Source organism: Saccharothrix longispora (genome assembly GCF_031455225.1).
GTDB lineage: Bacteria > Actinomycetota > Actinomycetes > Mycobacteriales > Pseudonocardiaceae > Actinosynnema > Actinosynnema longispora.
Genome location: NZ_JAVDSG010000001.1, coordinates 5,052,406 through 5,075,639, shown reverse-complemented (window position 1 = coordinate 5,075,639; position 23,234 = coordinate 5,052,406). Strand labels below are relative to the sequence as shown.

Below are 23,234 nucleotides of genomic sequence, written 5' to 3'. Positions count from 1 at the left end.
TGCGGTAAGCGGAGAGCCGGTCACGCGTCGACGATGGCGTACAAGGGCTTTTCGCGAACGACCACCTGGTAGACCAGAGGCTTGCGATCCGGGGGGAGCGCGCCTTTCGGTAGTTGGAGCATGAGTGCCATGACCAATCTGGTCGGACGGCCATCCGTCGCGAGATCGCCGTCCAGTTCGTTCTTGTTCATCACCGGGTAGAGGAGCGCGCCACCTGACGTCAACTTCCTGCCCGGCATAGCGCCGAGCGCCTCGCGGTGCGCGCTTTCGGCATTGCCTCGGATGCTCTGGCCTCCACCGGTGGTCCGGCCGTGGACGGTGAACTTGCCGACCCCTCGGATGTCCACCCTCTTGCCCGTCTTCTGCTGAGGGAGCATGACGTCCCACCGGTCGATGACCTCCTCGGAAAGGCTCGTGAGCCAGGCCAGGTCCGGGACGAACGTCTCAGGCGTCGCCCACTCCAAGCCGCCCAAGGCGGACAGCATCTCTTGGTGGGACACCTCCCCGAGGAAGGCTTCGAAGGTTCGGCCTCCTCCAGTGGGGTACGTGACATCCCGCGCGGCCTTCAACAGGGGGACGAGAGCGTCGATGTTGCGGTCGAGGGCCGCTTGGTTGGTCAACAGCGGGTAACCCGAGCTCGGTTCCTTGGTGGGGTTGCGTCGCTGCACCAACTTGGCGTTGTACATCTTGTTCGCTGCGGTCGGCCGGAGACCGTGCCGGGTCACCAGCGGAGGGATGTGCTGAGGCGTGAACAGGGGGCGGCCGTCCACCATGACGGCATACTGGCGCAGTTCTTCCCTGAAGTGCTCCTCGTCCCGGCACGCCGCCTCGAACGCGTCCCGGACGTCCCCGCTGATGAACAGCCGGACCAGGTCTCGGTAACCCTTGCGGAAGCCGAACCACCTCCCCATCTGCATCAGCGCCTCGGCGTGGCCGACCTTCCGGGAGTAGTAGGTGATCGTGAGTCCTTCGACGGTGAAGCCCCGGGCAAGCTTGTTGCCGCCGACGAGCACCCGCCACACGGACCTCTTGTCGAAGTCGAGGTCCTCCTGCTCGATGTCCTTGTCGCTGTTCACGACGAGGACCGGATTCCCGTTGGGCGCGATCCGGCGGGCGGCTTCGCCGAGGAACCGCGTCAGGTCATCGAACCGAGGAGGCATCGCATACTCCAGCACGAGTGCCTCCGACACCGGTGCGAAGTCCTCATCGAAGAGGGTTCGCAACCTGCGGTGGGCACGTCCGCTCAAGTACCCGGCCGCTCGCCAGAGATCCTGGATGGCCTCGGCGCGGGACCGCTGACCGGCTGTCCGCATCGTCTCGTGCACCAGCATCGTGTGGTGCTTGAAAGCCTTGGCACCATTGGCTTCTCGGTACAGTTTGATGGCCGCGGTGAGGACGAACGAGTCGAGGGCTGCCTGAAGTTCTGCGTCGTCCTCGTCCTGGTCCTCGTCCAACAAGCGGAGGTGCGCCATCTCCTTCGAGTTGCGGAAGGTCCGCTCGACGTCCGGGTCGATGTCGAGGTCGAGGAAGTCCTCGGCACCCATGTAGCCGAGCGGCCGTTCCAGGGAGATGAGGTAGTCCTTGGGGAAGATGTCCTCCGCGTCCGTCGGGTCGACGAAGACGTTCGCGAATGGAGTGGCCGTGTAACCGATGTACTGCGCGCGGGGGAGCAGTCCGAGGAGGTTGGACAGATGTTTGTTGATGGCTGTCCGGTTCTTCTTGTCCTCGCGCCACTTCTTGGGGTCGGTCGTGTTGACCGATGCCTGGTCGGACTCGTCGTCGATGATCAGCGCGGGGATGTTCTCAAGCCGGTCCGCAGTGTTCTTCAGGTCCTTGACGAGGTTGCTGAGCACCGTGGCGTTCTTCTTCACGATGATCAGGCGGGCATCGCTGGTGAAGAGGTTGTCCGGGTGCCACAAGGGCTTGGTGCGGTCCCGGCGCTCGAACTCCAGCGCTGAACGGCCCTGCTGGAGGCGTCGGTAGTCGAATCGGCGGTTCGTCATCCGGTGGATGTCCGGCCTGCCGATCTGGGACGGCCACGCGCCGTGTCGGACGAAGCGGTCGGCGATCCAGTCCTCGTCGTCGAGGTAGTCGATGAACTGGGCCGCGTCCGGGTCGTGCTCGTCGGTGCCGCGCAGGATGTTCTCGCGGCCGATCAACTCCATGTCCACCCGGCGCTGGGTCTGTTCACGCAGGATGTTGGTGGTACCGGTCATCACGATGACGAGGCGGTACCCGGCGTCGATGGCCTTCGCGATCACGCCGGTGAAGTTGGCGGTCTTGCCGCTTTGCACGTACCCGACGACCAGACCCTTGGTCTGCCCCGCCTTGGCCCGGGACGGGTCGATCAGGCGCTCGACGACACGCGTGGTGGCCATGTCGAGGTTGACGATCGCATCGACGTCCCAGTGACGTTGGTTGTGCAGGTAGTCGGCGTAGTGTCCCCAGTAGAAGTCGCGGGCCTTCTTGACCTCGGCGGTGTACCACGGTTCCCACGGGCCCGCGATGACCGTTGTGCCGTCGCCTTTGGCGAGTGGGAAGCGGTGCGTGATTTCCGCCGCGGTTTCGGCGTCGAGCCGCAGCGCCTCGACCACCCGTGCCCGGCGCCCCTCGGTGTTCGGCTCGGTGCCGTTTGTCCATGGGTTGCCCTCGACCGGGGCGTTGTCCCACTTCGCGAGGTTCATGTGCAGGTCGAGGCGCAGCTTGTCGTTGGGATCGGCGACCGCGAGGTGCTCTCGCAGTCGCGCTTCCGATACGTCGAGACCGGGCTCGAGGTCATCGGCCTCCAACTCGGCGCGCTTGACCAGGCCCCGTGGGGTGTCGCCTTCCATGGCGCGCAGGGCGCTCGTGTACGCCCGGACGAACGAGGTGATCATGTCCATCCTTGGAAGTCGCAGGCGTTCCGGATGATCTCCGGCAGGTCGTGTCGGTCCGTGTAGCCGTCGAGGTCGATCCGATAGCGGATCGTCGGGATGCGGTCGATGACCACACCCCGACCTCGCAGGTCGTCCGGTGTGAGGCGCGGGAAGGAGCCGGTGACGTGATAACCCAGGCTGGTCGACCGTCGGGTCCAACGGGTCGTCAGGCGTTTCCGGTGCTCTTCCCGCCAGCCGGTGTGCGAGAGCGCGCTCTCGAAATGATCCCGGTGGACGTCCGAACCGAGCCGAGCGTGGATCGTGTCGACGAGGTCCGGCAGGCTCGCACCGGGACCGGTGCCCGCTGAGGTGAGCTGGTGCGAGACCAGCCAGAGCGGGTGACTCACCTTGGGGACCAGTTGGGTGAGCGACTCGATCCAGTGTGTTCTGGATTCCGAGGTCGTCGTCTTGACCTCGACGTCGAGATCGGGGAGTCCAAAGTCGTGCTCCTCCGCGAGGCTTCCACGCCACGCCTCGATCGCCTTCGCGGCATCGAGCCGATCGATCAGACCACCAAGAACCAGCAACTCACCGAACAAGCCGATCTCGCGCTCCCGCGACAGCGAGTCGGGTGTCTGCAACAGGGAGGACATCCGGTCGAGGGTCACCTGAAGCGCACGAGCGGGTGTCATGCCGCCGAGTTGCACGTGATCCGCCACGGAGCAGAGGAGCGGATAGGCATCGTGGAACAGTTCCCGAACTGTCACGACGACCTCGAAGAAGCGTTTTCCGTCACGCAAGGCGATCCGTGCGGAGATGTTGTGCAGATTGATGTCGGGAGCGTCACCATGGCCGCTGACCTCGATCCGCAGGCCAATTTCCGGTGCGCGGGGTTCGATGAAGACGAAAGTTGCCGGCGTGCCGGTGACCGAAAGTGTGACGGGTACTCCGCTGTCGAGCACTCGATCGAAATTCGCTATAGACACGTGGCGCTCGCCGATCGAGATATTTGCCGTCACTGTCGTTCCGCTCTCGCCGCAGCCGTCAGGATCGTTTGCCACAGTGCGATGTTGTCCTTGTCCTTCGGGCCGAGGTGATTGCCTTCGAAAACATTGGAGACCAGCAGGTAGAGCAACGACTTCAGCAGGGGCAGGTCGTTCAGGCCGCCGTGCTTGCCACCGAGCAGCATCTTCCGGTAGCGCTTGTTGAGCCACAACGTGCGCCGGTCGCGATCGACGCGGAAGAAGAGGTCATCGGTGAAGTTCTCCCAGCGGATGTCGATGGGGTCCTCACCAGGCTTCTCGGGGATCTCGCGCTTGATTGTGTCGCGGACACGAGGCGGTAGTCCCGCAGCCGGGTGGACCATAGGCGTCCGCTTGGTCGAGCGCTTGGTCGACTCCTTGTACACCGCCTCCGCCAAGTCGAAGTACTCGTCGAGGCTGAGACCGTCGTCCGACCTGGCCAAGGCCGCCAACCGCGCAAACTCCGGCCCTACGTTCACCCGCGACTTTTCCGGGTTCATCCTGAACAGGCCGACCACGTCGTTATCGATCTCCACCTCGACGCGCGCCAGTCGGAGTTTCGGGTTGGGCGCGTGGACACCCTCCCAGCCGCCTGCCTGAAGGAGGCGGTCTCGTCGGTAAAAGTAAAGTCCTTGGTGGTTGACCGGATTCCCCGTCAATTGGAACGAGGGATTGCCTGATTGTCCTGGCCACAGGTGACAGCGGAAGGCCAGCTTCAGGCCGTTCGTCTCGGCTGTAAGGGTCCGCGGGAAGTCCGCTCGACCGGAGCGCGCGTAACCGAACGGGTTCAGTGGTGTGACCGGAATCGGCGGTCCCACGAAGCCCGTGTCGACTTCGTGGACGTCGAAGTCGACGCTCAAGCGGTCCTGTTCGAGGAATCGGTGGAAGACCATGCCGGTGTGCTGACAGGCGCTGGTGATCATGTGGTCGATGAACTCGTCGACTCGACGCGGGTCGTCCGTGGCCGGGAAAGCGACCACGTCGTCCCAGCGGACCACGGTTCCGCTGGGGCCGAGTTCGATCCCCCAGTCTCGCCCCAACTCCGACTCGGCGAACTCGCCGGGAACCACGTCGCAAGCGAAACCACGACTGCCGTTGGTGTCCAGGCGCCAACGTCGTCCGACTGCTTCGTGACCCGCCGCTCGTGACATCACCGTCAGGTTCCTGGCCTGGCTGAAGGATGCGGCCTTGAGGCCCAACCCGAAGTGACCGAGATCGTCGTCGCCATACTCTCGCCGACCGCCTACGGTCATCGCAGAGTCGATCACGTCCGGCCGCATGCCGCGACCATTGTCGACCACGTACAGCGAGGTCAGTCGTTCGCCGATCTTGACGATGCGGACGAGAACCTGTGTCGCGTCCGCATCGATCGAGTTGTCGACCAGGTCGGCGAGAGCGGTCGACAACGAGTGGTTGCGACCGATGGCGTCCAGAGCCCGGGGATCAGGCGGCAGTTCGAGGCTGCCTGCGGTCGGTACGGTCGCGCTCCACTCGATCACGTGCTCCACCCCTGCTCCTGTCGGGCGGTGGCTCGCTGGGCACATGAGCCACGTTGTACTCGGTATACCTGCTGCCTGGCTTTTTGTTACCGGACGTTATCGAGATGAGGCGTTATCAACGGAGTGGCCATCTCTGAATGAGTGTCCTATAATGCACGATCCCTGCGACCGCCCGGATTCGACTCCTGTCTGGACTTCCTGCGATCCGATTGTGCCAGGTCGTGCACCACGTGATCCCGGATAATCGTGTTCGCGGGACACGAACCCGTCTGCTCAGGGACGTCGATCAGCGGAACCGTGGTTACTTGTAAGTAGCTGTTTCCGAGCTACTGATGTCGGGTGAGTCGGCGGCTGGTGATGCGGATCATGGACCAGCGGACCATGGCCTCGTGGTGGTGCGGAAGTCGTTCGTAGTCGCGGACGCAGCGGCGGTGTCCGGTGATCCAGGCAAGACTTCGTTCGACCACCCACCTTCTGGGCAGCACGGTGAAGTACGGCACCTGCGGGCGTTGCACGATCTCCACCGCCAGGCGAAGGGTCTTCCGCGCCCAGTCGAGCAGGGAGCCGGTGTAGCCGCCGTCGGCCCACACCAACGACACCCGCCCGCCGGCGATGTCGCGCAGGCGCCGCAACAGGCTGCGGGCGGCGACCCGGTCCTGCGTCGAGGCTGGCGTCACCAGCACCGCCAACAACAGCCCCAGGGTGTCCACGACGATGTGGCGCTTGCGACCGGCGACCTTCTTCCCGCCGTCCCAGCCCCGCGTGGCCCGGCCGACGGTGGCGGCCGCGCGCACCGACTGCGAGTCCATGACCGCCGCCGACGGCGCCGCTGCCCGGCCTTCCGCCAGGCGGACGCGGTCGCGCAACGCGTCGAGCAGCCGCTGCGACGCACCGACCTTCTCCCAGGCGGCGAAACGCTTGTAGACCGTCTGCCACGGCGGGAAGTCCGCCGGCAAAGCCCGCCACTTGATCCCGTTGTCCACCACGTAGCCAATCGCGTCCACGATCAGGCGACGGCAGTGCTTCTCCCACCGCCCGCCCCGACCCGCCAGGCACGCCGGATCGGGCAACAGCGGGTCCAACTCGGCCCACTGGGCATCGGTGAGGTCGGTGGGATACCGAGCCGTCCGTCGGGTGGGCTGGTGGGAGGCGGCCAGGCGGCAGCAGGGGGCACCCGCGGTGGAACCGCCCGCGGGGATCGGGCACGATAACAACGGAACTCCTGGCAGAGCGGCGCTTCGACAACGTCCGATCTACCAGGAGTTCCCTCGTCTGCGCACCAAAGGGCCCTCACCTGCTCAAGCTCAGAAACGGCCACTAAGGATGTCCGTCGAGTCGTCACACATCGCAGATTCCTTGGTCCTTGCAGGTAGAACCACTGGACGAACCCGTCATGTCGATCGTGAGTGTCCTCGCCTCGTGCCTCACCAGGGTTCGAGCGCCCTGGAGAGGGCTACAGGCGGTTGACCGGCTCGATCGCGCAGAGGTTCCGCTGGTGGGCGAGGTGGGCCGGGTCGACGTGGTGCTCGGGGTGGCGGCGCAGCCGGCCCGCCTCGGCGTCGTCGTGGACCCACCGGACCACCTCGTGCTCGTCCACGTACAGCGCGAACGTGTCGAACTGGACGTGGCAGTTCGGGCACAGGCACAGGACGTTCTCCGGCACGTCCTCACCGCCGTGCACGCCCAGGCCCACGATGTGCGCGGCCTCGCTGTGGAAGCCGAAGGCGGTGCGCAGGCGCGTGCCGCAGAACTGGCACCGGTTGTCGTGCAGCGCCTTCACATGCCTGGCCACCTCCCGAGCGCGCGCGACGGTGGTGCCGGAGACCGGCCGGCGGCCGGGCGTCGTCGTGCCCCGGGCGTCCACCCGCGCGTAGTCCGCGAGGCCGACGAACGCCAGCAGCGCCTCGTGGTCGTCGACGGCGCCGAGGAAACGCGCACGGACTGTGTTGATCGCCCTGGTCCGGAACGAGACGTCGACCCGCAGGTGCTCGTGCGACCGCACGGTGAAACCCGCGCGCGGCTCCGTGCCCCCGACCGGGACGATTTCCCACACGCCGGTCCTGCCCAGGTCGTGGAAGGCCGGCCCGGGGTCGCCACCGTCGCCGAACTCGGCCAACACGGCACCGACGCCGGTCCGGAAGCCCTCCCGGTCGTGCAGGCGCTCGCCGTCATCGACCCGGCCGATCGCCCACAGCGCGGCGAGCGGTTCGCGCAGCGCGGTGCGGTCGAGCGAGAGCAGACCGGAGAGCAGGTCTTCCGCCGGGGAGTCCGGTCGGTCCTCGCGCAGGTCCACGACGGTGAAGCGCAGGCGCTCCAGGACCCGGACCACCGACGCGATCCCGCCGGTGAAGTCCCTGGGCCGGAGCACCCGGCGGCCGGGGAGGAACCCGTGGGCGACGCCGACGATCGCCTTGGACGGGTAGCGCCGGCCGTCGTGGACCAGCAGGAGCGCCCGCGCCTCACGAAAGCCGTAGTGCTCCAGGAACGCCTCCGCCCCCAGCTCGTCGTGCCGCGCGATGGCGTCGAGCACGTCCTGGCGTCGGATCTCGGACAGGACCACTTCCGGCATCCGTCCATCATGCGCTCTGGCACGGTGTGAGGGTGCCGTTCACGAACGATTCCGGGCGTCCCTTGCACGCGGACTTCGCGATCGAAGCCGAGGGCGACGGGCTGTCCCTGGTGCTGGCCAGTTCCAGCGGGAGAGCTGCTGGTCGCGATGTGCGCAACCCCGATTACCGGGAGGCGTTGGAGTTGCTGCTGCGCCGGCTCGGGGACCGGCGCGCCGTGGTGAGCGAGGTGTTGGTCGACTCGCTCCGGACGCAGCAGCGGAACCTGCCGGAGGAGGAACGGCGGCTGGTGCGCGAGCCCTTGCGGTTGGCGCCCGGCACGGACTTCCTCGCTCTGCGCAGGCAGCTCACCAGGGCGCAACGACGGATCGGCCAGTCGGAGGGCGCAACGACGGCCGGGAACGGCACCAGGCGCATCCGGCTGCGGTTGGAGATACCGGAGTACGGGCCGCAGGACGCTGCGCGGCTGCAACGCGAGCTGGAGCGGCCGCAGATCGACGTCGTGTGGCCCGCCGGCCGTGTGGACGTCGCAGACGAGCTGCGCGTGCGGATCGGCGAGCAGTTGCCCGGCGGCGGGCACATCGTCGCCGTGCCGGCGGGGGCCGTTGTCGTGGAGACCGCCGGCGGACGCGTGGAGGTCCCGGTGGGTGACGTCCAGGTCCGGCTCGACCGGTTCACGCGGACGGGAACAGCGCCGGTGGAAGACGTGGTGGGTGCGCTGGTCGCGGTGGCCGCAGGCGCGGGTGTGGAGGACGGCCGGGCCGTGCGCACACCTCTGAAGCGGACCGTCCGGCAGTTCGCCGAGCTGGACGGGCGGGTCACGGCCAAGTACCGAAAGGAGCAGGGCGCGTTGCGCAGTCTGCTCGTCGGCGACGACGAGGTGGCGCCGTGCGCGTTGTGCGGCCGGCCGTTCCCGGTGGAGTTCCTGGTCGCCGCGCACGTCAAGAAGCGGCAGGTGGCGACGGACGATGAGCGCCAAGACCTGGAGAACATCGCGATGCTCGCCTGCTCGTTCGGCTGCGACAAGCTGTTCGAACTCGGCTACGTCACCGTGGGCGAGGACGGCGCGGTGCTCACCGCCTCCACCGGCGGCCCGCTGGACCTGCACCTGGAACTGCTGCGGGGACGGGTGACCGAGTCGCTCCACGACGGCTCGGCGCCCTACTTCCGCTGGCACCGGGAGAACGTGTTCCGGGGTTGAGCGGAGTGGTCACGCGGCCAGTGGTGTGGGGGTGGGTACAGGCGCGGGTGGTCGGTGGAGCAGGTTCTGGCGTGGCCTCTGGGCGGGGTCGATGTGTCGGGGTGGGATGAAGACCGGTGTCCCGCCGGTCGTCGTGATCTGCCACTGCGAGTGGTGGATGAGGCTGTGGTGGGTGCGGCAGAGCAGCACGAGGTTCGACAGGTCGGTAGGCCCGCCGTCTGCCCAGTGTTGGATGTGGTGGGCGTCGCACCACTTGGGTGGTCGGTGGCAGTCGGGGAAGGCGCAGCCGCGGTCGCGGGCGTGCAGCGCGCGGCGTTGGGCGACGCTGACGGTCCGCTTGGCGCGGCCGAGGTCGAGTACTTCGGAGTCGCCGCCGAGGACGACGGGGAGGACTTTGGCGTCGCAGGCGATGCGGCGGGCCTGGGCGGCGCTGAGGTGGCGGTCGCCGTCCAACAACGCGTGCCCGACACGGTGCTGCAAGGTCTTGTAGTCGATGGTGACGCTGATGTGCGGCCGTTCCCCGGCCTCCGACGGCAGGTCGCCCGACCGCGAAGCCAGTGAGATCAGGTCGGCGAATGCCTCGCCCCTGCGTCGTGCCGCGTCACGGGGGCCGTCCGGGCGGGGTGCGGAGAGCGGTTCGAGCAGTGCGGTGAACCGCGCCCCGGTCTCCGCCGACAACTCACCGAAGAATTCGAGTCGTCCGCTGGGCAGGTCGCGCAGGTGCAGCACGTCGCCGGGGTCGGCGGCGGGCTCGTCCACCTCGTCGACGCGGTCCTGTTCGGCGCGGTCGCGAATCCGGTCGGCGAGTTGCCGCACCGCTTTCGGCTCCACCGACCGCGCGGCCTCGACCAGGATCTCCTCCGACCCGTCCGGAAGGCGCAACGAGATGGCCCGCGCCAATTCCGTCAGGTGGCCGTCGGACAACTCCTCCAACACCGCACCCGTTACCGGGTGCAGGGGAGGAAGTGGTTGGCCGGTGGGGCTGAGCGAGGGCAGGAACAGGTTCACCTGTGCCGTCCAGCGCTTGAGGTCACGCGGGTCGGCGCGCACCAACCGCCGAAAGGTGTCGGTGTCCAGCCCGCGCCGCAACACCTCGGCCAGCAACCGCAATTGCCTCAGGTGCGCTGCCCGTGCCACAGCCGCGGTCTCGGCGACGGCGTTGAACACGTCGTCGTCGGAAAGCAGCGCGGGCGGGATCTCCATATTCCCAAGCTATCCGAACACGCGTTCCCTTTCATCACTTGATCAGGTGAACACGACAGTGTCAGGTATCGAAGTGGCCGGCTTTGATCGCCCCGAGCAGGCCGGTGAGGGTGACGCGGAGGTGTCGCCGGGGGTTCTTGCTGTCCCGGACCAGGGCGCTGTTGCCGCTCCGGGCCACTTCGACGCACTCGTTGCCGCCACCATCGCCGGTGCTGTAGCTGGACTTCCGCCACTCCGAGTGGTTGGTCATCGCGCCGCCTCGCCTCCGTGGAGGTCAACTGCCCGTTGCGACCTCGAACCGGGTCGCGGCCTCCAGTATCAGGGCTTTGGACGCCCGGAGGTCCAGGGCGGCGACCTTCCGGCGGTCCCAGGCGACCCGGTAGGGCTCGGTGGCGGTCTCGCGGTCGCGGTAGAACGACTCGGCGTGGCCGTGAACCTGGACGATGTCGGCGGTGGGGCCGTTGCGGAAGCGCAGCAGGTAGAAAGCCGCGTCCATGCCGGGGTAGGCGCCGGCGGAGATCGGCTGGACCTGGATCTCCACGTTGGGCAGGTCGCACGCCGCCGCGAGGTGGAGGAGCTGCTCGTGCATCACGGCCGGGCCGCCGACCGGCAGGCGCAGGGCGAGTTCGTGCACGACGGCGCGGATCGTGGGCGGGTTGCGCTTGGCGAGCACCTGCTGCCTGGCCTTGCGGAGGGCGACCAGTTCCTCGATGCGCTCGGGTGCGAGCAGGTCGCCGCTGCGCAGCCACAGCTCGCGCATGTACGCCTCGGTCTGGAAGTACAGCGGCACGAGGGTCAGCGTCACCGCCAGGACCTCGACGGCCTCGGCGCGTTCCAGTTCCAGGAAGGCGCGGCTCTTGAGCGGGACGAACATCGGGAACTCGCCGCGCCTGGTGCCGGCCCGGACCTCGCGGGCCAGTTCGAGGAGCATGGACAGGTCGTCGCGCCCGATGTCGTACGCCCTGGCCAGCACCTCGATCTCCTGGCGCTTGAACTTGCTCTCGCCGCGCTCCTTGCGGGTCAGCGTCGGGCCGGTCGCCTCGATCAGCTCGGCGGCCTCGTCGCGGTCGATGCCGGCCTCCTTGCGGAAGCTGCGCATGGCAGCGCCGAGTTGGCGGCGCTGGCCGACGGGGCTGTCGTCAAGGAGGTGGGGCACGGGTCGTCCTCTTCTTTATCCGTTGCCATTTCGCACGTGTTGGAAGTACCCGTATTGAGTGATTCGCGGGATTCACCCGGTCGATTAAGGGTGCTAAACGTACGTGCGTGTTCTACTGGTCGTGTTCTTGACTTTCGATCGCACCTTGTCACACCGACAGCGGTCGGCTGTGGTTTCGCGGTGATCGGTCAACCGAAAGAGGAGACGGCATGGCTGGAACGCGTGGGCAGGTCGTGACGAGCCTGGGCATCCACCTGGAGGAGGGCGTTCCGATCGACCTGCGGGGGAGCCTGGAGTCGACGGCGTTCCTGACGATCGGCGACGGCATCGAGGTCGTCCTCGGCGAGTCGCACCTCCGGGTGCTGCGGGACCGGGCCGACGCCGCCCTGGGCGACATGGCGCTGGTCGGGGCCGCCCAGCGGGTGCTGGGCGACGTCGACGAAGCGGGCGCGCAGGCGTGCACGGCCGCCGCGTTCGCGCGCGCCGAGGCCGAGGCGGCGCGGCGGGCGGGCGCCGAGGAGCTGGCCGCGTCGGCGTTCGCGGCGGCCGGGCGCGCGGCGCGGGCCGCGGAACGCGCGCGGGACGCCGTGCGGGCGGCGGTCGAGGCGATGGAGTCGGCCGACGACGCCGCCGAGCGCGCCAGGTACGCGGCCCTGACCGCCCGGGCGGCGACGGGGGGCTGACCCGCTCCGGAGTCGTGCGGGCAGGGCTGTCGGAGGGGTCGGTTAGGATCGCGCGATGGCTTCGCAAGAGGTGCTGCGGAGGATCTTCGGCTACGAGTCCTTCCGCGGTGACCAGCAGGAGATCGTCGACCACGTCATCGCCGGCGGCGACGCGCTGGTGCTCATGCCCACCGGCGGCGGGAAGTCGCTGTGCTACCAGATCCCCGCCATCGTGCGCGAGGGCACCGGGGTCGTCATCTCGCCGCTCATCGCGTTGATGCAGGACCAGGTCGACGCGCTGCGGGACCTGGGCGTGCGGGCCGGTTTCCTGAACTCCACGCAGTTCCCCGACGAGCGCGCGCTGGTCGAGGCCGAGTTCCTGCGCGGCGAGCTGGACATGCTCTACCTCGCGCCCGAGCGGCTGCGGACCGAGCAGACGTCGCGGTTGCTGGAGCGCGGCAAAGTGTCGCTGTTCGCGATCGACGAGGCGCACTGCGTGTCGCAGTGGGGCCACGACTTCCGGCCCGAGTACCTGGCGCTGTCGCACCTGCACGAGCGGTGGCCCGAGGTGCCGCGCATCGCGCTCACCGCGACCGCCACGGAGGCCACGCACGCCGAGATCGCGCAGCGGCTGAACCTCGGTGACGCCAAGCACTTCGTGGCCAGCTTCGACCGGCCGAACATCCAGTACCGCATCGTGCCGAAGAACGAGCCCAAGAAGCAGCTGCTCGAACTGATCCGCACCGAGCACGACGGCGACGCCGGCATCGTCTACTGCCTGTCGCGCAACTCGGTGGAGAAGACGGCGGAGTTCCTGGTCCAGAACGGCATCCCCGCCCTGCCCTACCACGCGGGGCTGGAGTCGGGCGTGCGCGCGAAGAACCAGGCGCGCTTCCTGCGCGAGGACGGCCTGGTCATGGTCGCCACCATCGCGTTCGGCATGGGCATCGACAAGCCGGACGTCCGGTTCGTCGCGCACCTCGACCTGCCGAAGTCCGTCGAGGGCTACTACCAGGAGACCGGCCGCGCGGGCCGCGACGGGCTGCCGTCCACCGCGTGGCTCGCCTACGGCCTCCAGGACGTCGTCCAGCAGCGCAAGATGATCGACGACTCCGAGGGTGACCAGCAGCACCGGCGCAAGCTCATGGCGCACCTCGACGCGATGCTCGCGCTGTGCGAGACGGTCGAGTGCCGCCGCGTGCAGCTGCTGAACTACTTCGGCCAGTCCGGCACGCCGTGCGGCAACTGCGACACGTGCCTGAACCCGCCCGAGATGTGGGACGGCACCGTGCCCGCGCAGAAGGTCCTCTCCACCGTCGTGCGGCTGCGCAACGAACGGCGGCAGAAGTTCGGCGCGGGCCAGACGATCGACATCCTGCTCGGCCGCAAGACCGCGAAGGTCATCCAGCACGACCACGACCAGCTCAAGGTCTTCGGCATCGGCACCGAGCTGAACGAGAGCGGCTGGCGCGGCGTCGTCCGCCAGCTCCTCGCGCAGGGCCTCCTCGAAGTCGAGGGCGAGTACTCCACGCTCGTCACCACCCCCGCGAGCGACGAGGTGCTGTTCCACGGCCGCGCGGTCTCGATGCGCCGCGAACCCGAGCGCGCCGCGAAGGTCCGCACGGCCAGGAGCACCGCGAAGTCCGCCGCGCCGCAGGTCGAGCTGTCGGCCGAGGCCACGCCGGTGTTCGAGAGGCTGCGGGCGTGGCGCGCCGCGACGGCCAAGGAGCAGGGCGTGCCCGCCTACGTGATCTTCCACGACGCGACGCTGCGGCAGATCGCGTCCACCGGGCCGAGCACCCTGTCCGAGCTGGGTACCGTGAACGGCGTGGGCGAGAACAAGCTGGCCAAGTACGGGCAGCAGATCCTGGACGAGCTGAACGCGTGACCGGGCTCCAGCTCACCGACCTGCGCGCCGACTGCTCCCGCTGCACCGGCCTGTGCTGCGTGGTCCCGGCGTTCGGGAAGTCGGACGACTTCGCCATCGACAAGCCGGCGCGCACCCCGTGCCCGAACCTCGGCGGCGACTCCCGGTGCGGCATCCACGCCGAGCTGCGGCCGCGCGGGTTCGCCGGCTGCACGGTGTACGACTGCTTCGGCGCGGGCCAGCGCGTGACGCAGGTGACGTTCGGCGGCACGACGTGGCGCGACGACCCGTCGTCGGCGCGGCGGGTGTTCGACGTGTTCCCCGTGGTGCGGCAGCTGCACGAACTGCTCTGGTACCTCACCGCGGCGCTGGCCCTCGAACCCGCCCGCGAACTGCACGCCGACCTCGCCGCCGTCCGCGCGACGGTGGAGGCGCTGGCCGGGGGCACGCCCGACGAACTGCTCGCGCTCGACGTCGGCCCGCACTGGGGCCGGGCGAACGCGCTCCTGCTGCGGGCCAGCGAACTCGTGCGCGGGCGCGGTCGGAACCGGCGGGGCGCCGACCTCGTCGGCAAGGACCTGCGCGGGGCGCGGATGCGGGCTTCCACGTTGCGCGGCGCGTACCTCATCGGCGCGGACCTGCGGGGCGCGGACCTGCGGCTGGTCGACTTCATCGGCGCCGACCTGCGCGGGGCCGACCTCGCCGGGGCCGACCTGACCGGCGCGTTCTTCCTCACCCAGGCCCAGGTCGACGCGGCGCGCGGCGACGGGACGACGCTCCTGCCCGACGGCCTGCGCAGGCCCGCGCACTGGGCCTGACCGCCCCGGAGGGCGTGACGGCCCTGTCGGTGTTCACGCCGTGGAGCCGGACCCGGTGGGCCCGGTCGGGTCGAGGCCGGTGCGCCTGCGCCGCACGGTCGCGGCCAGGTCCACCGGGTCGCACGCGGCGAGGTGGTCGCGGACCACTGCGTGCGGGAAGCGGTGCCCGTCGACCAGCAGCACGCGGTCGCGGGCGGCCTGGACGAGCGCGCCGCGCCGCAGCGGGAACTCGTCGAGCGCGAGTGGGCGGGCGAGCAGTTCGGCGACGGCCTGCCAGGGACGGACCGCGAGCGGGGTGACGGCCAGCCCGAGCAGCAGACCGGTGGCCGGCGCCAGGGCGGCGGGCTGCGCGGCGGCCCCGGCGAGCGCGGCGGACCCGACGCCGACCAGGCCCGCGACGGGTAACCAGCGCAGCCTCGCGGCGGGCCGCGCGCCCACCCCGGACCACACCTCGCCGAGCCCGCCCACGAACACCCCGACCGCCGCACCCGCGGCCAGTCCGGCGCCCAGCCCGGCCAGCACCCCGGAGGGGCCGGTCAGCACCATGACCCCGGCCGGCACGAGCGCGCACGCCACCGCCCAGTACCGGTCGCGCGTGATCCGGTGGGCGACCAGCAGGGACACCACGACGACGAGCCCGAACCCGAGGGCGGAGGGCCACCGGGAGAGCTGTGCGCCGACCCACCCGCCCACGACCGCCAGGCCGCCGGTGAGCAGCGCGCCGGCCGTGAAGCCGATGGCGGCCCACCGGGCGCCGCGCCACCCGGGCACCCGCGAGCCCGCGCCCCCGGTCGCGGTGGTCCCGTCCGCGTCGGCCGGGAAGTCGCCGCGCGGCGCCGACAGCGTCGCCACCGCCGCGCACCCGGCGGCCGTCAGGCCGAACCGGACGCCGACCGCGAAGCACAGCGCCACCGCCGCGCCCGCCAGCGCGCCCGGCGCGGCCCGGCGGAACAGGCGCCACACCGGGGCCGGCCCCACGAAGTCCAGCCACACCCGGCGCGGCGGCAGGGTCGGGCTCACGGCCAGGTCGCCGCGCCGCCGCGCGATCAGCGCCAGGAACCTCAGCGCCCGGACCAGCCGTTCCGGCCGCGTCGCACCCCTGGCGGCCGACTCGACCAGGTAGGTGTCGACCACGCCCCGGTACTCGGCGCGACCCGCGCGATGGGCCAGCGCCAGCAGGCCGAACGCCAGCGGCGTGCGGATCTCGTCCCACAGGTCCGGCTCCTTGGTGAGCGTTTCCCGGAGGCCGTCCAGGCGCGGGCCGCACGCGGTGATCAGGTCGGTGACGTCCGACCTCCGCAGCGGTTCGACCCGCAGCACGTCGTGGCCGGGCAGGGCGTCGACGTCGTCCACCGCGCACAGCACCAGTTGCGGCGGGCGCAGGGCGGCGACCCGGTCCAGGCACGCCGCCCGGTCCGGCCCGGCCAGTTCGTCCAGGCCGTCGAGCAGCAGGGCGAGGCGGCGGTCGCGCAGCCACACCCGGCCGACCCGCGCGCCGATGCCGTACCGCTCCGCGAGGAACAGCAGCAGCCACTCGGCGAAGTCCTCGTCGCGCCGCCACCCGCCGACGTCGACCACGACCGGCACGGGTCGGCCCGGGTCGTCGCGCGCCCGCGCCACGAGCGTGCCCGCCAGGTCGAGCAGCAGCGTCGTCTTGCCCGCGCCCGGCTCGCCGACGACGACCAGCGGCACGCGCAGCCGGGTGGGTGGGCGCGGTCCGACGCGCGGCACGACGCCGAGCTTCAGCCGCACCTGCTCGGCGAGCGACCCGTCCAGCCTCTCCCGCACGAACCGCTCCACGCCGTCCAGCGCGGACGCCCGGTTGGCGGGGTGCGCGGGCCGCCGCGCCGGCAGCCGGGCGCGCAGCGGCTCCCACGCGGCCAGGCACGCGGTCACGGCGGCCAGCACGGCCAGCGCGGGCCACAGCCAGGCCGCCCACGACCCGAGCACGCGGGGCGCCGTCCCGCCGGTGGCGGTGTTGACCGCGATCGGCACGAGCACGAGGCAGGTGACGCTCCCCGCGCCGACCAGGGCGACCAGGCGGGATGCGCGCGCGAGCCGTCGGCTGTCCATGTCGCGCACGACGGTAACGGCGTTCGGGACGCGGTGGTAGGCGAGTTCCCGTGGTCAGGGGGTCACGGTGGGTCACGCCCTCAGGAAGTCCACCACCAGCCGGTTGACCGCCTCCGGCCGCTCCAGGAACCCGTAGTGGCCCGCGTCGGCGACCTCCTCGTACCGCGCGCCGGGGATGGCGTCGGCCACCTCGCGCGCCAGGTGCGGCGGCAGCACGCGGTCGTCGGCGAACCCCACCACGAGGCACGGGGCGGTGATGTCCCGGTAGGCGGCGAGGCGGTCGCCGAAGTCGTCCAGCTCCAGCTGCGCCCGCACGCCCTTGCCGGTGGACGGCCCGGCGTACTCCAGGACGTCGAGCCAGTCGCGGGCGGCCACGGGGTCGCGCAGCGTCGCGGGGGACAGGTTCAGCACCGCGGAGACCGCCGCGTGGTACTCGGGGGGCAGCGCGACGCCCTGGTCGTGCAGTGCCCGCTCGCCGCGCGACAGCGCCAGCTGGAGGGGGTCGTCGCGCCCGGCGGTCGCGAGCAGCACCACCCGCGACACCAGGTCGGGGCGGGCCAGCGCCAGCTCCTGCGCCACCCGCGCGCCGAGGGACGTGCCGACGACGTGCGCCCGGCCGCCCAGCGATTCGACCAGCGCGGCCGTGTCGCCGACCAGGTCCGCCAGCCGCATGCCGGACGCGCACTCGTCGGTCGGCGGGATGCCCCGGTTGTCGAAGGTGGCGACCCGGAACCCGGCGGCGCGCAGCGCGGGCACCTGGTGCGCGTGCCACACCCGCCCGGGGCTCCCGGTGCCCATCACGAGCACGACGAGGTCGCCCTCGCCGTCGACCTGGTAGCTGAGGTTGATCCCGTTGAGCGCGACGACCGGCATGGTCGGCAGGCTAGCGCGGGCCGTGCGCGGCCCACTCGATCGCCGGGCAGCGGTCCATGACCACGTCGAGACCGGCCGCGGTGACCCGTTCGTAGGCGGCCTCGTCGACCACGTCGAGCTGGAACCACACGGCCTTCGCGCCGATCGCGGCGGCCTGGTCGGCGAACTCGCCCGCGGCCTCGGACCGGCGGAACACGTCCACCACGTCCACCGGGAACGGGATGTCGGCCAGTGAGGCGTAGCCGCGCTCGCCGTGCACGGTCTCGGCGTCGGGGTGCACGGGCACGATCCGCTTGCCGTGCCGCTGGAGGAAGCGCGCGACGCCGTACGCGGCGCGGCTCGGCGAGGAGGACAGGCCGACGACGGCCCACGTGTCGCCGTTCGCCAGGACGCGGCGGATCTTGTCGGGGTCGCCCCACGGTTCGGTCATGCCACCAGGGTAGGACCCCTGCACGTGAAGCAATTTCGCGTTTAGGCTGGGCGTGCCGCCGCCGAGGAGCCTTTCGAGAGGACATCGTGATGCGCGCCACCCGACTACTCCTGATCGCCGCGCTGGTCGCCCTCCTGGTGACGCCGACGGCGCACGCGCGGCCCGCGGACGGCCGGTACTACGTGCAGAGCGCCACCACCGGGCTGAACGCGGGCGTCTCGGGCACGACCGTGCTCCAGCGCAGGCCCAAGGGCGACGAGGACCACCAGCAGTGGACCCTGTCCGGTCGCACCCTGCGCGAGGGCGACCGGTGCCTGGGCCGCGCCGGCGACCAGGCCGTCACCCTGCCCTGCGACAGCCCCGACGCCCAGTGGGACGTGCTCGACGACGGCGACCGGCACCGGCTCAAGGTCCCCGGCGCCGACCGTCACCTCGTGGCGGTCGGCACGGACCAGGTGCGCGTCGGCTCCGGCGCGGACCTCTGGTACCTGACCCCGGTGTCACCGGTCCGCACGCCGGCGCCCGCCGAAGGGCAGCGCCGCCTCGACCAGGTCACCTTCCTCACCGCGCACAACGCCTACGCCAACGGCGTGGACGGCGGCTTCGCCCCGCCGTTCGTCAACCTGGCGCCCAACCAGGCCCGCGGCATCGCCCGGCAGCTCGCGGACGGCGTGCGCGGCTTCCAGCTCGACGTCCACCAGACGCCCGACGGCGCGATCCTGTGCCACAACAGCTGCGCGCTCGTCAGCCGCCCGGTCGCGCTGTGGGTGGACCTGCAGCGGATCGTGGACTTCCTGGAGGCCAACCCGCGCGAGTTCGTCACCGTCTTCCTGGAGGATTACGTCTCCGCCGACGTGCTGCGCGCCGAGCTGGACCGGGTCGACGGCCTGGCCGACGTGCTGTTCCGCCCCGACCTGTCGAACGTGCGCGCCACCGGCTGGCCCACCCTCGACACGTTGCGCGCACGCAATGACAGGCTGTTGGTCTTCACCGACCGCTCCCGCTCCGGCGACACCGTGCGGCGCGACGCGTTCGGGGTGATGTACCAGTCGGAGTGGACGGTGGAGAACCACTGGTCGATGGGCTCGGGCCTGGGCACGTCCGACTGGTCCTGCTACAGCCGCTGGAGCACGCCGCTCACCCGCACCGAACCCGGATTCCGCCCGCTGTTCGTGATGAACCACTTCCGGGACGTGCCGCTGACCGGCACCGCCACCACCGACAACGGCAAGCTCGCCGACCGTGCCCGCCGGTTCTGCGAACCCGCCGCGCGCACGACGCCGACCTACCTGGCCGTGGACCACTACCACCTGGGCAACCCGATGGCGGCCGTCGCGGCCCTGTCCGCCGAGCGCTTCTAGCGCCGCTCCGGGGGACGGGGCAGCGCGCACCCGGCGGCGGTCAGGTCCAGCCGGCCGCCGCCGACCAGGCACGGCGCCAGCCCGTGCACCGGCTGGCCGTAGCGGGCGCCGGGTCGCACCGTCACCGCGCCCGCCGCGTCCACCTCGCACGGGTTGTCGCGCGTGCAGCGCTCGCCGTCCTCGTTGGTGGTGTTGTTCACCGCCACCACCCGACCGGTCGAGACGTCGACCACGGGCGAGCCGGACGTGCCGCCCCTGGTGTCGCACCGGCTCGTGTAGCGCATCGAGCCGTGCCACACCCAGGGGCCCTCGCGCAGCTCGTGCACGAACCCGTCGACGTGGCACGCGTAGACCTCGCGCCAGTACCCCGACACCACGCGGATGTCGGCGCCCTCGCCGGGGCGGGTGGTCGACAGCTCCAGGACCCGCGTGCCCAGCGCCTCGACCTCGGAGTTCGTGCTGGTCAGCCGGTACAGCGCCAGGTCGGTGCCGTGCATCGTCGCGTACAGCAAGCGGTCGGCGCGCAGCGTGCCCAGCGTCTCGTCGCCGTCGCGCGACAGCAGGGTGAACGCGCGCCCGCCCTCGGCGTCGACCACCACCTCGCCGGGGTCCATCAGGCGCACGCAGTGCCCGTTGGTCATCACCAGCGCCGGCTCGTCCGGCCCGGCGCCCGGTGGCCGCACCACCGATCCCGAGCAGCCCTTCATCGACACCGCACCGGAGAAGTCGACGTCCCGCCGGGCGGCGGCGGGAGCGGTGAGCAGGGGCAGGAGGAGTACGGCGGCGAGCACGGCAACCAGGTGGCGCATGGCGGTCGATCAAATCAGGACCCCCCACCGGGCGCACGCCCGTTCACCCGCCCGCGTTCACCCGATACGGGCCGGGAGGCGGACTACTCGCCCTTCGCCCCGTCCGCCAGCTCGCGCAGCAGGTCGAGGTGGCCCACGTGCCGGGCGGTCTCCTGCACCAGGTGGGCGAGCACCCAGCGGACCGTGCGCCCCCGGCCGTCGCGGTCGCCGCGGGTGCGGTCGTCCGGCCCGAGGCCCTCCAGCGCCCGCGCCGAGCGCTCCCACTCGGCCCGGTACGCGGCGACCACCGAGTCGACCGCGTCGTCCGCGCCCAGCCGCCACGACGCGTCGGCGTCCTCGCCCCACAGCGACGGCAGGTCCGCCCCGCCGGTCTCGATCGAGAACCACCAGCGCTCGACGGCCGTGAGGTGCTTCAGCACACCCAGGGCGCTCACCACCGGCGACGTGCGGATCGGGGCGGCGGAGGCGTCGGCCGCGCCCAGGCCCTCGACCTTGGCCACGGCGGTGAGCCGCAGGAAGGTCAGGAACTCGGTCAGCAGGCGCAGCTCGTCGTGGGCGTCGACCCGGGGCCACGCGCGTTCGTTCGAACTCATGTTCGAACCCTAGGGCACCGCCGGGGCGACCCCACCGACCGGTCCTTTGCTATCGTCGGTGACGGCGTGTGCGGGCAGACGTCAGGCTGGAGCCACTCCCCGGCGACCGGGTGGCGAATCCGCCGCGGGGTGCAGGCACCCCTGTCCGACAGAGCACCACCAGGACACCGAACCGACGCGTGACCGCGTCCTTGTGCGCCGAGCCGGGCGGCGGGAGCGAGGACTGCCGTGTCGCGATCGTCGTTGACCGAACGACTGGTCGACCTCCGCCGGGCCTACACCGGCGAGAACCTCACCCAGGCCGTGCCCGCGGTCAAGGCCCTGCTGCACGACCTGCCCGACGACCGGCGCGAACGCGTGGTCGACGCGCTGAACGGCCGGGGCGACGCGCGGGGGCTGTTCCTGCCCGACGCCCCGGACGACGACCAGCGCGCGCTGGAGTCCGTCCTGTTCGTGGCGGGCCTCGACGCGGCGGGCCACCTCCAGCTGCGGCCCCCGGCGAGCATGCTGCGGCCCGCGCACGCGTTCCGCGCCGTCGAGCCGCTGCCGCACCCGCGCGTGCACCTCGCCGAGCACGCCCTCGGCCCGCTGCTCTACGAGCTGCTGCCCCGGCACGACGACGGGGGCGTGGCGGGCGTCGCGGGCCTGCGCGTCACCCACCACCCGCGCTCGGTCGAGCTGCGCCTGATCGGCTCGGACGCGGCCGTGCGCCTGGCGGGCGTGGACGACCGCGCCTGGGAGGAGGGTCTGCGGTACGTCCGCACCCTCATGAAGGGGCGCGACCTGACCGGCGCGTTCGCCGACGGACCGCTCACCGCGGCCGAGCGCGACCAGCTCGCCGGGACCTCCCGTCCGACAGGTCTCGGCAGCCTCCTGCTCCGCCGTTACAACCTGTTCACACGGGCCCCGTGGCTGCGCGCGATGGCGCAGGTCGACCGGTGGTGGGTGGAGTGGCCGCGGAGCCTCGGCGTGGTCCCGGTGGCGGACCGGTTGCTGCACCCGGTGTTCGGCCTGCCCGGCGCCGTCGAGCTGCCCGCCGCGACCGGCGGCCTGGCGCTCTCCGCCGGCTGGTACGACCTCCACCTGCGGGAAGTCGAGGGACCGGACCCGGACCACGAGGCCGCGCTGGCCGCGCTCGACTGGCCCGAGGGCGTCACCGGGTGGTGGGAACCGCCGCACCCCGTGGCGTGACGGGGAGGGGGCGCCGGTCCGCGCCGGCGCCCCCTCCGCGGCCCCGGCGGCGGAGCGCGGCCGCCCGGCGCGCTCGTCCGAACGGTCCCGTCCGATCCCCTCGGGGCCCGGGCCGGTGGCCGCGATCACGGCCCGACCGCCACGACGCCGACCTGACCGCCGGTAGACTGCGGTTTCGCCCGACGCGACCGCGTCGAACCGCCGCAGAGTGTCAGGAGGACCCCGGTGACCCAACAGGCTGCCGAGGCCCAGCCCGAGGTCGCGCCCCGCCGCGTCCTCGTGGCCGAGGACGAAGCCCTCATCCGCCTCGACCTGGTCGAGATGCTGCGCGAAGAGGGCTACGAGGTGGCCGGTCAGGCCGCCGACGGTGACGAGGCGGTCACGCTGGCCACCGAGCTGCGCCCCGACCTGGTCATCATGGACGTGAAGATGCCCAAGGTGGACGGCATCGAGGCCGCGTCGGCCATCGCCGGCCGGCGCATCGCGCCCGTCGTCATCCTCACCGCGTTCAGCCAGCGCGAGCTCGTGGAGCGCGCCCGCGACGCCGGCGCCATGGCGTACCTGGTCAAGCCGTTCGCCAAGCGCGACCTCGTGCCCGCGATCGAGCTGGCCATGAGCCGCTTCGCCGAGCTGACCGCCCTGGAGGACGAGGTCGCCGGGCTCACCGACCGGCTGGAGACCCGCAAGGTCGTCGAGCGCGCCAAGGGCCTGCTGATGACCAAGCAGGGCCTGTCCGAGCCCGAGGCGTTCCGCTGGGTCCAGCGGACCGCGATGGACCGCCGCACGACCATGAAGGCCGTCGCCGAGGCGGTCATCGAAAACTTCGGCTGAGATCGCGCGTAGCGCATAGGGGGATCGGGCACTCCGTCGAGTGCCCGATCCCCTTCGCCGTTCGGGTATCGGACACTTCGGCCTGCCCATTGTTGGTCACTGTTCGCATTGGAGTTGTGACCCGAGGCTATTTGAGCTGGATTTAAGATTGTTAACTGTGGGGCATTTCCCGGTGACTACCGTCACGATGTGGACACAGAGCAGTAAGACCACCTGTTCAGCG

At 70.9% G+C, this 23,234-nt stretch carries 20 protein-coding genes; 7 read left to right on the top strand and 13 right to left on the bottom strand.

Going from position 1 to position 23,234, the window contains the following annotated elements; genetic code table 11:
• Positions 1-20 precede the first annotated feature (20 nt).
• From J2S66_RS20805 to J2S66_RS20785, 5 genes are all read right to left on the bottom strand, one after another.
• Positions 21-2,876 carry a Z1 domain-containing protein gene (locus tag J2S66_RS20805; RefSeq protein ID WP_310308881.1) on the bottom strand — a complete coding sequence of 952 codons (2,856 nt, stop codon included), beginning with the start codon at positions 2,874-2,876 and terminating at the stop codon, positions 21-23.
• Positions 2,873-3,916: a PD-(D/E)XK motif protein gene (locus J2S66_RS20800; RefSeq protein ID WP_310308880.1), complete on the bottom strand. Its 1,044-nt coding sequence runs from the start codon at positions 3,914-3,916 to the stop codon at positions 2,873-2,875. Before J2S66_RS20800 ends, J2S66_RS20805 begins: the two co-directional genes overlap by 4 nt.
• Positions 3,871-5,385, bottom strand: a complete 1,515-nt coding sequence (locus tag J2S66_RS20795; protein WP_310308878.1) for an ATP-binding protein — start codon at positions 5,383-5,385, stop codon at positions 3,871-3,873. Before J2S66_RS20795 ends, J2S66_RS20800 begins: the two co-directional genes overlap by 46 nt.
• A gap of 317 nt (positions 5,386-5,702) precedes the next feature.
• Entirely contained in the window at positions 5,703-6,590 is an 888-nt protein-coding gene (locus J2S66_RS20790; RefSeq protein ID WP_310308877.1) for an IS5 family transposase, read from the bottom strand.
• Positions 6,591-6,829: 239 nt separating this feature from the next.
• Positions 6,830-7,945: a ScoMcrA-related endonuclease gene (locus J2S66_RS20785; protein ID WP_310308876.1), complete on the bottom strand. Its 1,116-nt coding sequence runs from the start codon at positions 7,943-7,945 to the stop codon at positions 6,830-6,832.
• Positions 7,946-7,977: 32 nt separating this feature from the next.
• On the opposite strand from J2S66_RS20785, the gene J2S66_RS20780 reads away from it, so the two are divergent.
• Positions 7,978-9,144 (top strand): hypothetical protein, encoded by a 1,167-nt coding sequence (locus J2S66_RS20780; protein ID WP_310308874.1) that lies wholly within the window; start codon positions 7,978-7,980, stop codon positions 9,142-9,144.
• A gap of 9 nt (positions 9,145-9,153) precedes the next feature.
• Here the strand turns inward: J2S66_RS20780 and J2S66_RS20775 are convergent, their stop codons facing one another.
• From J2S66_RS20775 to J2S66_RS20765, 3 genes are all read right to left on the bottom strand, one after another.
• Positions 9,154-10,347 carry an HNH endonuclease signature motif containing protein gene (locus J2S66_RS20775; protein WP_310308872.1) on the bottom strand — a complete coding sequence of 398 codons (1,194 nt, stop codon included), beginning with the start codon at positions 10,345-10,347 and terminating at the stop codon, positions 9,154-9,156.
• A 61-nt stretch (positions 10,348-10,408) separates the two neighbouring features.
• The gene (locus J2S66_RS20770; RefSeq protein ID WP_310308871.1) at positions 10,409-10,597 is read right to left on the bottom strand and encodes a DUF397 domain-containing protein; all 189 of its coding nucleotides are present in this window, start codon (positions 10,595-10,597) and stop codon (positions 10,409-10,411) included.
• 24 nt (positions 10,598-10,621) lie between these two features.
• The gene (locus J2S66_RS20765; protein ID WP_310308870.1) at positions 10,622-11,503 is read right to left on the bottom strand and encodes a helix-turn-helix domain-containing protein; all 882 of its coding nucleotides are present in this window, start codon (positions 11,501-11,503) and stop codon (positions 10,622-10,624) included.
• Positions 11,504-11,712: 209 nt separating this feature from the next.
• On the opposite strand from J2S66_RS20765, the gene J2S66_RS20760 reads away from it, so the two are divergent.
• Genes J2S66_RS20760 through J2S66_RS20750 form a run of 3 tightly spaced genes read left to right on the top strand, consistent with a single transcriptional unit; the run spans position 11,713 to position 14,850 of the window.
• Entirely contained in the window at positions 11,713-12,186 is a 474-nt protein-coding gene (locus J2S66_RS20760; protein ID WP_310308869.1) for a hypothetical protein, read from the top strand.
• Positions 12,187-12,241: 55 nt separating this feature from the next.
• Positions 12,242-14,053: a DNA helicase RecQ gene (gene recQ, locus J2S66_RS20755; protein ID WP_310308867.1), complete on the top strand. Its 1,812-nt coding sequence runs from the start codon at positions 12,242-12,244 to the stop codon at positions 14,051-14,053.
• Positions 14,050-14,850 carry a pentapeptide repeat-containing protein gene (locus J2S66_RS20750; RefSeq protein WP_310308866.1) on the top strand — a complete coding sequence of 267 codons (801 nt, stop codon included), beginning with the start codon at positions 14,050-14,052 and terminating at the stop codon, positions 14,848-14,850. Before recQ ends, J2S66_RS20750 begins: the two co-directional genes overlap by 4 nt.
• Before the next feature lie 33 nt (positions 14,851-14,883).
• Here J2S66_RS20750 and J2S66_RS20745 read toward each other — a convergent pair whose 3' ends face one another.
• The 3 genes from J2S66_RS20745 to J2S66_RS20735 all read right to left on the bottom strand — a co-directional run bounded on the left by J2S66_RS20745 (position 14,884) and on the right by J2S66_RS20735 (position 18,226).
• A complete protein-coding gene (locus tag J2S66_RS20745) occupies positions 14,884-16,923 on the bottom strand; it encodes an NACHT domain-containing protein (protein WP_310308865.1) in 2,040 nt (679 codons plus the stop codon).
• A gap of 72 nt (positions 16,924-16,995) precedes the next feature.
• Positions 16,996-17,796 (bottom strand): alpha/beta fold hydrolase, encoded by an 801-nt coding sequence (locus J2S66_RS20740; protein ID WP_310308863.1) that lies wholly within the window; start codon positions 17,794-17,796, stop codon positions 16,996-16,998.
• Positions 17,797-17,806: 10 nt separating this feature from the next.
• Complete coding sequence (locus J2S66_RS20735; RefSeq protein WP_306750114.1) at positions 17,807-18,226, bottom strand: CoA-binding protein; 420 nt, start codon at positions 18,224-18,226, stop codon at positions 17,807-17,809.
• An 89-nt stretch (positions 18,227-18,315) separates the two neighbouring features.
• On the opposite strand from J2S66_RS20735, the gene J2S66_RS20730 reads away from it, so the two are divergent.
• Positions 18,316-19,587 (top strand): PI-PLC domain-containing protein, encoded by a 1,272-nt coding sequence (locus J2S66_RS20730; RefSeq protein ID WP_310308862.1) that lies wholly within the window; start codon positions 18,316-18,318, stop codon positions 19,585-19,587.
• On the opposite strand, the gene J2S66_RS20725 is transcribed toward J2S66_RS20730, so the two are convergent.
• Positions 19,584-20,396 carry a S1 family peptidase gene (locus tag J2S66_RS20725; RefSeq protein WP_310308860.1) on the bottom strand — a complete coding sequence of 271 codons (813 nt, stop codon included), beginning with the start codon at positions 20,394-20,396 and terminating at the stop codon, positions 19,584-19,586. The genes J2S66_RS20730 and J2S66_RS20725 overlap by 4 nt on opposite strands.
• 83 nt (positions 20,397-20,479) lie before the next feature.
• Entirely contained in the window at positions 20,480-20,989 is a 510-nt protein-coding gene (locus J2S66_RS20720; protein WP_310308858.1) for a DinB family protein, read from the bottom strand.
• A 228-nt stretch (positions 20,990-21,217) separates the two neighbouring features.
• On the opposite strand from J2S66_RS20720, the gene J2S66_RS20715 reads away from it, so the two are divergent.
• On the top strand, positions 21,218-22,180 hold the full coding sequence (locus J2S66_RS20715) for a hypothetical protein (RefSeq protein ID WP_310308856.1): 963 nt from the start codon (positions 21,218-21,220) through the stop codon (positions 22,178-22,180).
• Positions 22,181-22,405: 225 nt separating this feature from the next.
• Complete coding sequence (locus J2S66_RS20710; RefSeq protein ID WP_310308855.1) at positions 22,406-23,011, top strand: ANTAR domain-containing response regulator; 606 nt, start codon at positions 22,406-22,408, stop codon at positions 23,009-23,011.
• Positions 23,012-23,234: the final 223 nt, after the last annotated feature.